Source organism: Clostridium sp. RTP31139st1_H3_RTP31139_211217, from assembly GCF_040227035.1.
Taxonomy (GTDB): domain Bacteria; phylum Bacillota; class Clostridia; order Clostridiales; family Clostridiaceae; genus Clostridium; species Clostridium saudiense.
Genome location: NZ_JBCOAB010000007.1, coordinates 54,041 through 70,795, shown reverse-complemented (window position 1 = coordinate 70,795; position 16,755 = coordinate 54,041). Strand labels below are relative to the sequence as shown.

At 26.4% G+C, this 16,755-nt stretch carries 12 protein-coding genes and 1 pseudogene; 1 reads left to right on the top strand and 12 read right to left on the bottom strand.

Annotated elements, in window-relative coordinates:
• Positions 1 to 4: 4 nt before the first annotated feature.
• From ABUA17_RS04885 to ABUA17_RS04830, 12 genes and pseudogenes are all read right to left on the bottom strand, one after another.
• Positions 5 to 676: a response regulator gene (locus tag ABUA17_RS04885; protein WP_242833261.1), complete on the bottom strand. Its 672-nt coding sequence runs from the start codon at positions 674 to 676 to the stop codon at positions 5 to 7.
• A 2-nt stretch (positions 677 to 678) separates the two neighbouring features.
• Positions 679 to 2,229, bottom strand: coding sequence for an ATP-binding protein (locus ABUA17_RS04880; protein WP_055291178.1), 1,551 nt, complete (start codon positions 2,227 to 2,229; stop codon positions 679 to 681).
• A 100-nt stretch (positions 2,230 to 2,329) separates the two neighbouring features.
• Positions 2,330 to 3,328 (bottom strand): 2-hydroxyacid dehydrogenase, encoded by a 999-nt coding sequence (locus ABUA17_RS04875; RefSeq protein WP_042400226.1) that lies wholly within the window; start codon positions 3,326 to 3,328, stop codon positions 2,330 to 2,332.
• Positions 3,329 to 3,442: 114 nt separating this feature from the next.
• Entirely contained in the window at positions 3,443 to 4,504 is a 1,062-nt protein-coding gene (locus ABUA17_RS04870; protein WP_042400224.1) for an AEC family transporter, read from the bottom strand.
• Between the two features lie 239 nt (positions 4,505 to 4,743).
• Complete coding sequence (locus ABUA17_RS04865; protein WP_055276190.1) at positions 4,744 to 5,445, bottom strand: hypothetical protein; 702 nt, start codon at positions 5,443 to 5,445, stop codon at positions 4,744 to 4,746.
• Between the two features lie 82 nt (positions 5,446 to 5,527).
• Positions 5,528 to 6,214: pseudogene (locus ABUA17_RS04860) on the bottom strand (manganese catalase family protein).
• 164 nt (positions 6,215 to 6,378) lie between these two features.
• Positions 6,379 to 6,828, bottom strand: a complete 450-nt coding sequence (locus ABUA17_RS04855) for a metallophosphoesterase family protein (RefSeq protein WP_055276187.1) — start codon at positions 6,826 to 6,828, stop codon at positions 6,379 to 6,381.
• Between the two features lie 20 nt (positions 6,829 to 6,848).
• Positions 6,849 to 7,223, bottom strand: coding sequence for a ribosomal maturation YjgA family protein (locus ABUA17_RS04850; protein WP_042400217.1), 375 nt, complete (start codon positions 7,221 to 7,223; stop codon positions 6,849 to 6,851).
• Positions 7,224 to 7,301: 78 nt separating this feature from the next.
• Complete coding sequence (mutT, locus tag ABUA17_RS04845; protein ID WP_042400213.1) at positions 7,302 to 7,706, bottom strand: 8-oxo-dGTP diphosphatase MutT; 405 nt, start codon at positions 7,704 to 7,706, stop codon at positions 7,302 to 7,304.
• Positions 7,707 to 7,717: 11 nt separating this feature from the next.
• Positions 7,718 to 10,888: a DEAD/DEAH box helicase gene (locus tag ABUA17_RS04840; RefSeq protein WP_055291176.1), complete on the bottom strand. Its 3,171-nt coding sequence runs from the start codon at positions 10,886 to 10,888 to the stop codon at positions 7,718 to 7,720.
• Between the two features lie 1,491 nt (positions 10,889 to 12,379).
• On the bottom strand, positions 12,380 to 13,816 hold the full coding sequence (locus ABUA17_RS04835; protein ID WP_042400207.1) for a sucrose-specific PTS transporter subunit IIBC: 1,437 nt from the start codon (positions 13,814 to 13,816) through the stop codon (positions 12,380 to 12,382).
• A 114-nt stretch (positions 13,817 to 13,930) separates the two neighbouring features.
• Positions 13,931 to 15,568, bottom strand: a complete 1,638-nt coding sequence (locus ABUA17_RS04830; protein WP_042400203.1) for a glycoside hydrolase family 13 protein — start codon at positions 15,566 to 15,568, stop codon at positions 13,931 to 13,933.
• A 165-nt stretch (positions 15,569 to 15,733) separates the two neighbouring features.
• On the opposite strand from ABUA17_RS04830, the gene ABUA17_RS04825 reads away from it, so the two are divergent.
• Positions 15,734 to 16,612, top strand: coding sequence for an AraC family transcriptional regulator (locus tag ABUA17_RS04825; protein WP_052330715.1), 879 nt, complete (start codon positions 15,734 to 15,736; stop codon positions 16,610 to 16,612).
• The last annotated feature ends 143 nt before the right edge of the window (positions 16,613 to 16,755 follow it).

Below are 16,755 nucleotides of genomic sequence, written 5' to 3'. Positions count from 1 at the left end.
TGAGTTATTTTTTTACAAAATACTTATATTCTGGTCTACCCACATTTCCAAAATTCATTTCTAAATCAACTTTCCCTATACTTTCTAAATAGTCCATATATTTTTTAATAGTTACATTACTAATTTTTATCTCATATGCAATTTCCCTTAATGTCCAAACCTCATTAGATTTTTCATTTAAAAAATCTATTATTCTATCTAATGTTCTTGCATTTAATCCTTTAGGTAACTTAACTTCATTTTCTGATGAATTATTCATTATCAAGCTATCTATATCACTTTGGCTCACTACCTCTTCATTAAGCAATACTTTCTTTCTAGCTTTATATTTATTTATAGCTTCCTTAAATCTCTCAAATTCAAATGGTTTAACTAAATAATCTACTACTCCATATGCAAATGCTCTTTTTATTTCATTTGTACTATTTGCAGCTGTTATCATTATTACATCTGTAAAAAAGTTTTTTTCTCTAATAGCCTTTAAAATATCTATTCCACTTTTTTCTGGTAAAAATACGTCCATTAATATCAAATCAATATCATTTTCTTTTAAACTTTTAATAATATCATTTTCATACATTACCGGACCAAATGTTTTTATATCTGTAATTTGCTCTAAGTATCGCTTATTTATTAAAGCCACCATTGGATCATCTTCAACTATTAATACATTCACTTTTATATACCACCTTTTAAAATTGTTACAACAAATATTTTTTCATCATCAAACTCTTCAATATCTATACTTCCATTATAAATTTCAACTCTATTTTTAACTAAGTATAAGCCTGTTCCTCTATCTTCTCCTTTTGATGATATACCTTCCGTAAACATTATATCTCTTATTTTATTATCAATACTTTTTCCATTATCTCTTACTTGCATTTCTATTACTAAATCATCTTCATATAATGATACCTCAACCTTCTTTTTTATATCACCACATAAAGCACATGCTTCAAATGCATTTTCAATTAAATTTCCTAGTATTGTTACTATATCATTTGAATCTATAATTCCATGTTCTTCTTCTAAAAACGATTCTTCTGTTAATAAAAACTCTATTTTTCTTTCTTTAGCAACTGACTCCCTACTAATTAATAATCCTCTAACATATTTATCTTCAATACTAACAAACTTACTTATTACTTCTTCATGAATCTCTTGTGTTTTTAAAATATATTTTTTTGCATCATCATAAGCCTTTATTTCAAGCAACCCTAAAATTACATATAAACTATTTTTAAATTCATGAACATTTGCTCTTAAATTTTTAATTATTTCATCTACACCAGTTATCTCTTTTGCTATTTTATTAATAGGATTTTTATCAACTAAAGTAATTATTGTTCTAAGACAATTATCACCTAATTTAATATTTTTAATTGTTACAAATATTTTTTTACCTTGAATTATAAATTCCTTCATTTCAAATTCTTCTCTATTATCTATGTAAACATTAAGCTTATCTAGTATGTCTTCTACTTTAAAATTTTCAAACAACTCATAACAACTTTTGTTTATTTCTATAATTTCTTTATTTTTATTTAATGATATTATTCCATCTTTAACACTATCTATAATTATATTTTTCTCTCTATATAAAGTTGCAATTTCAACTGGTTCCATATCCAATATTAATTTTTTTAAGTTATCTGCTAATATTTTTGCACCTATTATTGATAATATTATAGAAAAAAGAAACAATAAGGTATATGTAGTTTTAGTCTTTGAATTAATTACAGTAATATCTTTTTCATATTTACCTACCATAATAAACCCAACTTGTTTATTATTATAAAATATTGGTTCGAACCACCTCAATGTTGTTCCCATTGAACCTTCCATTATTGAATAATAACTTATTCCTTTTTGAAGAACATCTTTATTATCTTCATTTACATATATTTCTCCTATTTGTGATTCATCTAAATGTGAATATTTCTCACCTGTCATATCCCCAACAACTATAATATCAACATCATTAAAACTTTCTATAAATTCTTTTGTATATTCTTGAATACTTTTATCACTTTCTCTTTTGTAAAGCTTTTCTCTAACTAAATCACTTTGACTTATAACATTCCCTACATTCTTCAAGGTTACTTTTATACTATCCTCTGTATCTGATATCTTTGCTGTTATAAAAATAATATAAGATAACAGTAATGGAATAAATGTGATTGTAACAGCCCAAAGAATTATTTTATTTTTAAACTTCATCTTCATATTATATCACCAATATTGTTTTTTTCTTTATAAAGTATTTTAATACATAAAAATGGGGTGTTTATTAAACACCCCTATATAATATTAAATTTAATATTAACTATGCTATACTGTTCTTGCAAGTTCCTTCATTTAAGAAATCTCTTAAATTTTCATAAGAAAACTCTATCATGTTTATTAATGCTTCATCTGTGTAAGATCCTATATGAGGAGTTACTAATACTCTTGGATAAAGATCTACTAATCTTTGATGTAAATCATTTTCCAATTCTTTTTCTCTTAAATCTTTAAAGAATGTTACAGATTCCCCTTCTAAAACATCAGTACCAAATCCACCTAATTTACCACTTTCGATACCTCTTATTATAGCTTCAATATCTTGAACTTCACCTCTAGCAGTATTAACTAATATAGCTCCATCTTTCATTTTTGATATAAATTCATCGTTTATCATATGATAATTTACATCTTTTATATATGGCATATGTACTGATATTATATCTGCTTGTGCTAATACTTCATCTAATTCCATAAATTCAACTATTTCTTTAGCTGCATCACTTTGGAATACATCATAAGCTATTACTCTAGCCCCTAGTCCTTTGAATAACTTAGCTGTAGTTAATCCAATTTTACCTGCACCTAAAACTGCAACTGTACAATTTCTTACTTCTTTGCTGAACATAAATGGGTCAACAACAAAATTCTTTTCTCTTGTTCTATTTACAGTATAAGCAGTGTGTCTTAATAACATCATTGATAAAGAAAGTGCTAATTCACCTATTGCATTTGGAGAATATCCTGGAACTCTAGCACATTTTAAATCTAAATCTTTAACTGCTTGTAAATCAACGTGATCAAATCCAACTGTTCTAGTTAAAAGATATTTTAATCCATTAGCTTTTAATAGTTCTAAGTTTTGTCTATCAGCTTTACAGTTTCCTCTAACCATTACTGCTTCTGCTCCAATTGCTTCTTTTACATTTTCGTGATTAAGACCTAAAGTTACTAACTTAATATCATATCCAAATTTTTTATTTATTTCTTCAAAATATTTAACTTCTGTTTCTCTAACACCATAACAAACTAATTTTATCATAATTTTTATCTCCTCTAAATAACACTAAATAATATGATTAAGAACAATAACCACTCTATTTTTAGAATGGCTTGTCCTAATCTTTTGCTGTATTTATATTTTCTATTGATTATTCTATGCAAATAATCCTATGTTTCTTATTACTTCTAATATAACTATAAGTATTGGCATTGCTGCTACTGCTACAACTGTTGATAATAAAGAACAGTTTGATGTAAATAATGATTCTCTATCATAACTAATTGCATATGCTGCTGCAACTGTTGCTGTTGGTGCAGCCATCATTATTACTGTTGTTGCCATTCCTTCAAAAGAAACTGGTAATATTCCTAATTTGCTAACAGCTAATAATAAAACAAAGTTTATAGCTGGAACACATAATACTTTAATTAAGCTATATCCCCAAGCATCTTTTTGTGATACTGCTTTTTTAAATGGAACTTCCGCTAATGTTGCACCAATTGAAATCCAAGCAAGTGGTGAAGCTAAACTACTTAAATAAGTAAGTGGTTTATAGAACCAAGGTAATGTTTGGTCAATTCTCAAAAATGCATAGTTAGTAGTACCATCTGCTGTAGCTACTGCTATTTGAGGTAATTTTTCTTGGAATAACCATATAAATAATCCTAAGAATGTGGCTATTATTATTGGATTTAAGAAAATTTCTTTCATATTCTTTTTAAAATTATCTTTATCCATTTTTGTGCCTGACATTTTTACAAAGGCATATGAATATAAAAATACTCTATATGCAATGTTAAATATGTTTGAGTACATAGTACCTACTGCACCATATACTGCAGTAACTATCGGTGTACCAAAGAATGTAGTTGAACCAAATATAGTAAGTACTCTATAAACATCTTGTTTATCGCCTTTTACTTTTGCATACATTATTTTAGTTATTGGTATTAATACAATATAAATTGCAAATCCCCAAACTAATATACTCATACCTTGTTTTAACTGCTCTCCGTTTATATCTTTCATAAATGATGTAAATGCTAATGCAGGTAATGAAATTGTAAGAACAAGCTTTGTTAACATTTTAGAAGCATTTGAATTTAAAATTTCCTTTTTTCTTAAATAAAATCCTAAAAGAATTATTGCTACTGATGAAAATATAGCTCCTAAAATCGCATTGTCTGTTAATGTGTTTTTAATTATTTCTAACATATAACTTTTCTCCTTGTATATTTTTTAACATTCATTTTTATGTTTAATCTCTTTCACAAGAATTATTGTACAAGCTTCGACTTTTTCCTACAATTTATTTAACTTTTTAAATAATTATTTAAGTTATTTAAGTTATAAATTTAACAATTAATTTATTTAAACATTAAAAAGTCCAGTTAATTATACATTTTTGTATAAATTAACTAGACTTTCACCTATAACTACTTACTTTATTTAATTTATTTAGCTTCAAATACTACAAAATAATTTTTATCAGTAATATCTTCATTAGTAAATGTATCTATTTTCAATGTGGCTTCATCATAAATATATTCTCTTATAGGATCTTCTAAATATGCTAGCTCTTGCAATCCAATCTCGTCTTTTGAATATAGATATAAATTATATTCTTTATTATTTTGAATATAATTAAACTGTTCTAATAAAGATAATACTACTTTGCCAATACTTTCATTGCTATCTATTAAAATAGTACTTCTTTGTTTCTCAATACTTGATTTGTTAAATATTTCTTTGTTTTTAAGAATTAAACTTAATAATTTTAAATCTATTTTATTTTCTTTTTTTAATTCAGCTACAATTAATACATTATTTAATTTATTAAATTCATCTCTTGTATATTTATCTGATAAATTTACATCACCAATTGCAACTATAATATTATATTTACTTTTTATTTTTTTTATAATTTCTATATTTTTACCTTCAAAACTTTTTGCTACTATTAAAATTATATCTGAATTATTTTTCAAATTATAATTTTCAATATTTACATCCTTTTCTAGTAAATAAGAAATTTCAACTATATCTTGTTCGACTTTATAATATTTACTATTATTATCTACTATTTCGAATCCTAATGAAGAATTCTTAAAACTAATACTTTTTTCATCTTCTAGACTAATTATCTTAATTTTCATTACTAATACCCCAATTTTGATTTATATGTTAATTATATCACAAATAGGTATATCATTAGTAAATTTTTAATAAAGTAGTAGTTTACTTATTTTCACCTGGATCTGGTTCTTCAAATGCTGGTGCTTTTGGATCTTTTAAATCACCAAAATACTGACCTGGTGTAGATAAATTTAGATAAATCTTAGCATCTTTTGTATCTCCCCAATCCTTTAATGAACCTGTTCCAAGCATTTTATTAAATGCTTCTCTAAACATTGTGTTATGTGCTTCTTCACGTTGTAATAAATATTGAATAGTTTCTCTAACATACTTATCTTTTATTTGTCTATAAAGATTTTCATAAGTTGTTTTAGTTCTTTGCTCATTACCTATATTAGTCAATAAATCTGCTGCTAAGTCACCTGTTTCATTTACATATGCAGCTGTCCACAAATATCCTGAAGAATTAGCAAGCATTGGTGTTAATCTTGAAGTAGTAGTTGCTTCAACTGCTCCAACTTGTGCTGGTGGTGCTGTTACATCTTTACCATTTAATAAATTAATAGTTTCTGCTACCATTTCTGCATGACCAAATTCTTCAGCAGCAATATCTAAAAATAAATCCTTTATTTCTTTATTATCAACTCTAAAGCTTTGAATAAAATAAGTTAATGCTGCTGTTAACTCTCCATTAGCTCCACCTAATTGCTCCTACATTAAATTAGCATATGTTTAATTAGGCTTCTCAACCTTTACTTCACGTATTAAATGTTTCTCATGCTTAAACATATTCTCTCCTTCTTTCACTAATATTAAACTTATTTTAAATGTTCTTTATTAGTTTTTCTTAGTTCATTAATCTTATGCTAATTTATTAATTTTTTTATTCAAATACCTTAGGTATCATTTAATTAATTTATATTTTGTTATGTATACTCTTATTTCAATAAACTTTAATTTAAATCTATTTTTTCAATTCTTATATCATCTAAATTTACTTCAGCTATTGCCATAGATAAAGGTAGTGAAAATCTTTTTCTTCCACATGAACCCGGATTTAGATATATAATATTATCAATCTTTTCATTGCTAAACTTATGTGAATGACCATAAATAACTAAATCTACTTCCCTTAAATCTTTTGGAATATCTGCTTTATCATGAACAAGATAAATTAATATTTCATCCATTTCTATTTCTCTATATTCTGGAAGAGTAAGACCCCACTCATCGTCATCATTATTTCCTCTTACAACAAAAGTTTTTGTTATACTCTCTAATTTATCGATTATATCCTTATTCCCTATATCTCCTGCATGAATTATGTAATCACATTCTTGAAGACGTTCAACTACTTCTTCTCTTAATACTCCATGTGTATCTGAAATAACTCCTAATTTCATATAACTTCTCCTCTCTATAATTAATTATTTATAATCTTATCTATTATTGCTCCAATTACAATTCCTACTGTATAACAAATTAAATCACTCCATAGGAATCCAAATCCTAATATTAGCCCACCTAAAGTTGTAGCTCTTATTGAATCAATCCAAGGTGCATGATAAAGCTGACTTATTTCTATTCCATAGGAAAATATTATTGATATTACTAAAATGAATATAGTAGATTTTTTGTTAAATAAAAAAGAAAATAAGAAAAATACCATAAGTGCCCATAAAGCATCTCCTGAATAAGATGATATTATTTGTGGTAATCCCTGAACCTTTCTTGATAACAAACCTAGTATTATTGTAATTATCGTTAAAATTAAATATAAAATTCTATTTCTTCTCATAATCTTTCCTCTCTTATACCAATATTATACTAAAATAAATAAGAGCTTAATAGAAATTTCTACCAAACTCTCACTTATTTAATCTATTTTATTAATTTTAAAATCATTTAGTATCTTTTCAACTACTTCAACATCTGCTGGTACCCATTTTTGTGTTGATAGTTCTTCTAAGGAAACCCATTTAGCATCATTATGGGCATTTAACACTAACTCTCCACCACATATTTCACAAATAAAACAATGCATTGTTAAGTGAAAGTTTGGATAATCGTAATCTACTGTTGTTAGATATTCTAAATTATTTATATCTAGTTCAAGTTCTTCTTTTACTTCTCGAATTAATGCCTCTTCTCTACTTTCTCCTAATTCTATTTTTCCACCTGGAAATTCCCACATATCTGCAAATTCTCCATAGCTTCTTCTTGTAATGAATATTTTATCTTGTTTTTTTATTATTGCTGCAACTACTTCTATTGTCTTCATATGTTTTTCTCCTAAATAATTATTGTCTTGTTTGCCTTATTAATCATACTTGGTGGAATTTCTTCATTAAGTTCCCATATAAAACTAATAGGTTTATTTCCACTATGACTTCTATACTCACAAGTTCCTAAATAAGTAAATGGTGATGTAAGTCCATCTCTAGTTTTATATTCTCTAACAAAAAGAGCAATCTTATTTCCTGTTTTTAAATGATTAATATATCTTTTCCCCGTTGCACTTTCTGTTGAAGTTTTACTTTGAGTTTGCCAGTGAAATAACCTTTCATTGATTGCATAATCTTCATATAAAGTTGATGGTGAAAAATCCTTATCACTTTTATTTAATGTAATAAAAAATATATCAATTCCTTTATCCTCAAAGTACTTAACTCCTTCCCTAAAGGCTGGTTTCTTTTCTTCATTATAATATCCAAAGGCAGCCATAATAACATCTGTTGAATAATCACAATGTAAATCTAAAGGGCAATCAAATCCTAAGTTTACTTTCTTATCTACAAAGTTAAGATGATCAAAGTTATATTTTAATATTTCACAAGCTTCATTCATCATTACTTTATTATTTAATAGCTTATTAATACCTTCTTTTATTGAAGTTAATCCTATCTTTTCTGGTGCATCATTATAGAATATATAATACATCATATTTAGCATTAAAGACTCTTCATTTGTAAATTCTACATTAGAAATATCATCATTATTTTTTATTAATCCTATAACAAATTCAATAAACCTTCTTGAATTTACAAACAACAAGTTGTATAACTTTTTAGTTATTTCTACTTCATTTTCTTCTGTAAAATCATCTCTTTGCTCTGCTATTACACACATTCTTGAAAAACTTCTATCTTTAGTTTTACCATAGAAATCTACTAATGATAAGTTATGATATTTTAAGAAATTTTCTAATGTTAACTCTAAATCTGTATCATTTTTAAAACTTCTTAACTTACTTAACAAATTTGCTTTTGTATTACTAGCTGATTTAATATTTCTTAATATATATTCCTTTGCTTCCTTTTCTAGTTGAATATAACATCCTTTTGGTAGTGTTAAAAATCCATTTTCAATATAATCTTTTACAGGCTTATTTGTTTTTCCTATTAACGCCCTAAACTTATCCTCAAAATTATAGTTTTTATGTGATTGACCTACAAAATCAAGAACCGTTAAGCATTCTTTTTTATCATGTAATCTTAATCCTCTTCCTAATTGCTGCAAGAACACTGTTAAACTTTCAGTTGGTCTTAAAAATAATATTGTATTAATCTCAGGAATGTCCACACCCTCATTATAAATATCAACTACAAAAATAAACTTTATTTCTCCTTTAACAAGCCTTTCTTTAGCATTATCTCTTTCTTCCTTTTTACTTTCAGAAGTTAATGCTATTGATTCTATTCCTGCCTCATTAAATTTGTTTGCCATAAATTTAGCATGCTCTTTACTAACACAAAATCCTAAACCTACTACTTCATCTATATCAGTAACATATTTATTTAAAGCAACTAAAATATCACTAACTCTTTTATCATTACCAGTATAAACATTATTTAAGTCACTTATGCTATATCCTCTTCTTTGCCATTTTAGCTTTGATAAGTCAACTGTATCTGATACTGCAAAGTATTGGAATGGACTTAATAACTTTCTATCTATAGCTTCTGGTAATCTTATTTCTCCTGATATTCTATCTTCAAAAAATTTAAATATATCTTGATTATCATTTCTTTCTGGTGTTGCTGTTAATCCTAATAATACCTTAGGCTTATAATAACTTAATAACCTTTGATAAGATGGTGCCGCAGCATGGTGGAATTCATCTATTATTATGAAGTCATAATAATCTTCTGATGTTATTTCACATAAATCTTTACTATTTAAACTTTGAATAGAAACAAATAAATGATCTAAGCTTTCTGGTTTTCTTCCACCAACCATTAATTCTCCAAAGTTATTATTTTTTAATATCGCTCTAAATGTTGATCTAGCTTGCTTTAATATTTCTTCTCTATGAACCACAAATAAAAGTCTATTGGCTTTTCCCCTATTTTCTATACAAAAATCTCTATAATCAAATGCTGAAATAACTGTTTTACCTACACCAGTAGCTGCAACTACTAAATTTCTATATTTATTATGTATCTTTCTTTCAACTTTAAGAGTTTCTAATATTTCCTTTTGATATGCATAAGGTCTAATATCAAATCCAAATGACGTATCTTCATCATTATAATTTTTCTCTAATTTTAAAGAAATTCTTAATTGCTTTTTATCTTCTTCTGTTCCAGTATAAGATACAAATTCTGAATCATTCCAATAACTTTCAAAAGTAGCTTCAAACTTTTTAATAATATCAAATGAATCTTGCTCTGTAACCTTTAAGTTCCATTCTAACCCTGAAGTTAATGCTGCATTTGATAAATTTGATGATCCTATGTATGCAGTAGTAAATCCTGTATCTCTTTTAAACATATAAGCCTTTGCATGAAGTCTTGTCCTTTTTGTATCATATGAAATCTTTATTTCAGTGTTAGGCAACTTACTTAATTCTTGTATAGCCTTTTCATCCGTTGCTCCCATGTAAGATGTTGTAATTATTCTTAACTTTTTATTCTGCTCTCTAGTTGCTTCTGTAAGACTGTCCATTATACATCTAATACCACTCCATTTTACGAATGAAACTAGCAAATCAATTGAATCACATGATAGTATTTCCTTATTTAATTCACCTAACATATTGGGTTCTTGACCTGAACCTGTAAATAGCGAACTTTGTGATAATGGAGTTATTGGTCTTATTGCTGCTTTGTTATTAATTGCTCTTTTATTATTTATTTTTGAGTATAGAGCATTAAGCATTTCTCCATTTTTATCTATTTCATATTTTTTAATATCTTCTTCATTTGACACTTGGCTTAATATGTTAATTATGTCATTACAGGCTTGTATTTGTTTTATTAATTTTTCGCTATCTTCTTTTTCTTTGTCTCTAATGTAGTTAAGGGATTTTCTTATTACTTGTGATATGTATTGTGAAAGTATTGCTTTAGCTTCTTCTTTATCTATTTTATCTTTATCTATAATGAAGTTTTCTTGTTCTATGTTTTCTAATTGTTGTAGTATTTCTTTGTTTATTACTTGCTCATAGAGTCCTTCTTTCAATATTGCTCCCTCCAATATAATGAAAATTAGTTTATTATTTAATTTTAGCATATTTGAATATAATAAAAAGCTACAGTTTTATGTAGCTTTTTATTTATTTGATAAAATCGAAGCTTCACCTTTGCAGTACACTATATTTTATCAACCATTATTATCTTATCACTCCTTTGAGAGTAAAAATCGTTGTTCTTCCCCTTAGCTCTAGTCTACCAGCATAATTTACCACACGATGGTATGGATATTTCCCATAAAATTATGCATGGATTTTAATCTACCGTCTTTGTAAGGTATCTTCTATTAATTACTTATACAACTTTAGTAAAGTTAACATTTACTTATGATACGGTTCTCCGTATCAGTATTAAGTGAGGTTTATTTTTTTAATAATTTTCAAAATTCTTTCAATCATATATTAATGCTAATCTTCTTAAACTCGTCTCTACAGTTATCTCTCCATTATCCTTTATTTGCTTTATTTCATCTAGTAGATACTCTTTAATTTTTTTCAAAACCTATAGTATCAAAATTATAAGCTACTAACGAATATTCTTTATATTTAGTAAAGTTTTCATTTTTTATTTCCTCTAGACTACTATATTATGATTTATACTGTAAAGCTTCAATCTGTGTAATTAAATTAGCTTGCTTTTTCAATCTTTCTCTTAACTTAGTTTTTTCTTTTATTAGCTCTATTAATTCTAGTTCTGTTACATCAAGACTTCTTGGAATGTATGTTTCATCACCTCTCTAGTGGCCTTGTAGACACAGAACCTTACTTCATCTCTCTTTAGCTCCTTGATATAAATTTTCTCTATTGAGTATTTTAATTACATTGGTATATTCTGGTATTAAACCTGTAATTTATCTTGTTTCATTATTTCGATATCTACGATATTTTCTGCTATAACTACATATCCACCTAAATCTTGCTCTACATCCCTAATACCATAATTTTTTTCTAGTATATTAACAGTATCATGTATACTTTTAATAACTTCAATTTTATACTTTTTTAATTGCTTTAATTGTTCTTTTAAATAAATTTTTCCATTTTAAACTCCTCTTCTCAAAAAAGTGTGCTACACATTGGAAAATATGTAAAAACTCTTATTTTATATATAATATATATTTATAATTAGCTTTAATTCAGATAAAACTATAATTCTATTTTCCAACATACTTCCTTATACTAAATGATTATAATTTTAACAACTCTATACATATCTTTTGTTTTATTTACTAAATATAGTGTTATCGTTATAAATTATCTTTATCGTATATTTAATAGATTTTTTATTTCTACTCACCATTAAAGAATCTTTTTAGAATCACAAATCTAACATGTATTATTCAAAATATAATAAAATACAACGGAAAAATCTTTGCATTTCAAGACTTTACCATTGTATTTCACCTTGTTTATTATTTTTAATTTTAATTTTTATACTAAATTTGTAGATATATTTTAACTCTTTCTCCTTGAATATCTCTCTAAATAGTTATACTTTTATTTTTTTTAGATAAAACTAATGTTAATATAAATGTAACCACAAAAGCTATTCCAAGCGAGATAAAGAAGTTTACTATATTTTGAGGTCTTATTGTTACAAAACCTATAATCCCTGTTGGCCCTGGAGATACATTTAATACATTTGTAAATACCGAATATGCAGAACCCAAAGCACTACCTATCATAGCAGAATAGAAGGGTGTTTTTAACTTTAAATTAACACCAAACATAGCTGGTTCAGTAATCCCTAATAATGCTGATATACCTGATGTTAATGCTATGCTTCTTAATTTTTTATTTTTTGATGTAATAATTGATGCTAATGACGCTGCACCTTGTGCTACATTGTTACAAGATGCAATTGCTAAGAAAAATGAACCTCCAGTTACTGCTATATTAGCGAATAATTGCATTTCTACTGGAAGTATACTATGATGCATTCCAGTCATTGTAAGAGGTGCATATATAAATCCTAATACTGCTCCTCCAAGGAATCCCAAAGTATTATAAAGCCACATAAGAGCATTTGTTATGATTTCACCAGCGCCTCGCATTATTGGTCCTACTACCATAAATGTTGCAAGTCCTGTAATAAATACTGTAAATAACGGAGTTAATAAGTTATCTAAGAATTCTGGAATTACCTTTCTTAAAAGCTTTTCAATCTTAGCTAAAATATACGAAGATGCAATTACAGGTAATACTGTACCTTGATAACCTACACTTTCTATACTTAATCCAAATATATTCCAAGTTGGAATTGTTCCATCAACAACTGCAGCCCCATAACTATATCCATTTAATAAATCTGGATGAACCATTATCATTCCAATAACTGCTCCTAAATACGGATTTCCTCCAAATAACTTAGTAGCTGAAAATGCTATTAATATTGGTAAAAATACATATGCTGCATTTGCAAAAGTATTTATTAGCCTAGCTAAATCTGCAATTTGAGGATATGCTTCTACTATAGATTTACCTTGAATAAACAAATCTTGCGATGTTAGCACATTATTTATTCCCATTAATAAACCACTAGCAATTAATGCTGGTAATATTGGAACGAATAAATTAGATAATGTCTTAACTAATGCTTGAAGAGGATTCAATTTCTCATCTGCTTTCTTTTTAATCTCCTCTTTGCTAGATTCTGTTATTCCTGCTAAAGCAATTATTTCTTTATATACTTCATCAACAGTTCCACTACCAATTATTATCTGAAATTGACCTGAATTTGAAAAATAACCTTTTACTATTTCAACATCTGATAACCTATCTAAATCAACTATACTTTCATCTTTTAAAACTAATCTTAATCTGGTTGCACAGTGAGCTGCACTTATAATATTATCCTTTCCACCAATTATGTCTAAAATTTCTTTTGAGCTAGTTTTTATTTTTTGCTCTGTAGCCATATTTTTCTCTCCACCTTTCTTAAAAATCGTTTTCATTAATTATATAAATTTATTTTATAGATTGGCTTTGATAATAAATCTTTAATTGATGTATTATCAATAGCCGCTCCAAAATTATTTTTTAAACTTATAAACTATTGTTTCATATGGTCTTAAACTTATAACATTGCTAAACTTTGCACTATCAGTATAATTTGTTAATAAAGTTTCATAGGAATACTCACTATATTCATTTGGTAATTCAATTTCTATATTATTACTATAGAAATTGCATATTACTAAAAGTTCTATATTTTTATACTTCCTTATATATGCAAATACCTCTTTATGATTATCTAAAATCAATTCAAAAGTCCCATATTTAATTACATCATTCTCTCTTCTTAGTTTTATTAGTTTCTTATAATAATTTAATATTGAATTTTCATCATTAATTGAATCTTCTACATTTATATAACGATAATTATCATTTATATGTAACCATGCTTTTCCTTCTGTAAAACCTGCATTTTTTTCTTTGCTCCATTGCATTGGAGTTCTTCCATTATCTCTACTCTTTGCATAAATAGAATTCATAACATCTTGCTCGCTATATCCTAAAGCTCTTCGCGCTTTATAAACATTTAAAGTTTCTATATCATTGTAATCTTTTATAGAATTAAGTCTTATATTAGTCATTCCTATTTCTTCACCTTGATAAATGTAAGGCGTCCCCTTTTGCATATGCAACATAGTAGCTAACATTTTTGCACTTTCAACTCTAAATTCTTTATCATTTCCCCACCTTGAAACCATTCTTGGAAGATCATGATTATTTCCAAATAAACTATTCCAACCTTCTTCGTATAATTCTACTTGCCATTTCTTAAAAGTTTCTTTAAACTTTATGAAATCTAAAGGTGCTAAATCCCATCTACTTTTACCTTCTTGTTTATCTAATGAAATAACTTCAAACTGGAATACCATACTTAATTCTTTTCTATTTGGTGAACTATATAACTTAGCTATTTCTGGTGTTGCTCCCCATGTTTCTCCAACAGTTAATGAGTCATATCCTCCAAAAGTTCTTTTATTCATCTCTTGTAAATATTCATGTAACTTAGGTCCATTTTTAGTTATTAGTTTATCTACATCTTTACCTATTAAATCTATAACATCTAATCTAAATCCACCTACTCCAAGTTCTAACCAAAAATTAATCATTTCATATATTTTTTCTCTTACTAAGGGATTTTCCCAATTTAAGTCTGGTTGTCTCTTATCATGTAAATGGAAATAATATTGACCCGATGCCTCATCATAAGTCCATGCTGGTCCTCCAAAATTTGATTGAAGTTCATTTGGAACACCCCCATCTACTGGGTCTCTCCAAATATAAAAATCTCTATAAGGATTATCCTTTCCTTTTATTGCCTCAATGAACCACTTATGTTTATCAGATGTATGATTAACAACTAAATCCATAAGAATTTTAATATTAAATTCTTTAGCCTTATTAATTAATTCCTTCATATCATCCATTGTTCCAAATTCATCCATTATGTCATAGTAATCGCTTATGTCATAACCATTATCTACATTAGGAGATTTATATACTGGACTAAGCCAAATTACATCTATACCTAAATCTCTTAAATAACCTAACTTTGATATTATTCCTCTCAAATCTCCAATTCCATCATTATTACTATCCATATAACTACGTGGATAAATTTGATATACTATTGAGTCATGCCACCACTTGCGCTCCATAAAATCACCTACCTATTTATAACTTTTTCTTTTATGCTAAAAATATATATTGATTTTCATTTATATCAATCTATAATTGTATTATACATACTATTTTTTTTTTAAACTTGCTCTATTTTATCCTAAAATAACATTATTTTGACTTTTTTAAGGAGGTTTATTTTTATGGCAAATATAAACTTAAAAGAAAAATCCAATCATGGAACTGCTATGTTTCCTTTTCACATATACAGTCACTTAGATTCAATAGGAAATTATTCTGTCCCTTTTCACTGGCACAATGAAATTGAAATTATATATATAGAAAAGGGTGAATTAAAAATTGATATTGATATGGTTACTATAATTGCAAAACCTGGAGATTATTTCTTTATAAATTCAGAACAATTACATCTTATTAATTCAGTAGATAATAAAGCATCTTTACATCATGCTATTGTTTTTTCACCCCAAATATTAAGTAGTTCATATTTCGACTATTGTGAAATAAATTATATTATACCTATATTAAATAATATAATTAGTTTTCCAACATCACTTCCGAAAAACAGTAAAGTTAAAAAAAAAATACTTAAAGAGATTTTAGATATGATAAATATATATAAAACTTCTAATAATGGATGGCAGTTAAATATCAAATCATCTTTATACAAGATAATTTCACTATTAATTTCTGAAGATATGTTATTAAATAAGAAAAATATTAAATCTATAAAAAAAGATTATAAGATAGATTTAATAAAAAAAATACTTAACTATATTCATGAAAATTACAATGATAAAATATATATTGAAGATTTAGCTTTAGAAGCAAATATGAATGTTCAATATTTTTGTAGGTTTTTTAAAAGTGTAATTGGAAAAACACCTGTAGAATATATTAATAGTTATAGAATCGAAAAAGCTACAGAACTTCTGCAAACTGAAACACTCTCAATTTCTAATATTGCATTAAGTGTTGGAATAGATAACTTTAGTTATTTTGTAAAGCAATTCAAAAAGTATAAAAACTGTACACCTTCCCAATACAGAAAATCTTTATAACAATAATATATTTATACTACAAATTAAAAAATCCACTAAAACATTTCTTATATTTTAGTGGATTTTATTGTTGATGCGAATCATAAATAAGCTCTCACCTATATTAATAATCCAATTTCAGTAAAAACCTCACTTATTTATGA

Bases quoted from the DNA above. Each gene is read 5' to 3' on its own strand.
- ABUA17_RS04880 (WP_055291178.1), bottom strand. From the start codon at position 2,229: ATGAAGATGAAGTTTAAAAATAAAATAATTCTTTGGGCTGTTACAATC.
- ABUA17_RS04875 (WP_042400226.1), bottom strand. From the start codon at position 3,328: ATGATAAAATTAGTTTGTTATGGTGTTAGAGAAACAGAAGTTAAATAT.
- ABUA17_RS04870 (WP_042400224.1), bottom strand. From the start codon at position 4,504: ATGTTAGAAATAATTAAAAACACATTAACAGACAATGCGATTTTAGGA.
- ABUA17_RS04865 (WP_055276190.1), bottom strand. From the start codon at position 5,445: ATGAAAATTAAGATAATTAGTCTAGAAGATGAAAAAAGTATTAGTTTT.
- ABUA17_RS04855 (WP_055276187.1), bottom strand. From the start codon at position 6,828: ATGAAATTAGGAGTTATTTCAGATACACATGGAGTATTAAGAGAAGAA.
- ABUA17_RS04850 (WP_042400217.1), bottom strand. From the start codon at position 7,223: ATGAGAAGAAATAGAATTTTATATTTAATTTTAACGATAATTACAATA.
- mutT (WP_042400213.1), bottom strand. From the start codon at position 7,706: ATGAAGACAATAGAAGTAGTTGCAGCAATAATAAAAAAACAAGATAAA.
- ABUA17_RS04835 (WP_042400207.1), bottom strand. From the start codon at position 13,816: ATGGCTACAGAGCAAAAAATAAAAACTAGCTCAAAAGAAATTTTAGAC.
- ABUA17_RS04830 (WP_042400203.1), bottom strand. From the start codon at position 15,568: ATGGAGCGCAAGTGGTGGCATGACTCAATAGTATATCAAATTTATCCA.
- ABUA17_RS04825 (WP_052330715.1), top strand. From the start codon at position 15,734: ATGGCAAATATAAACTTAAAAGAAAAATCCAATCATGGAACTGCTATG.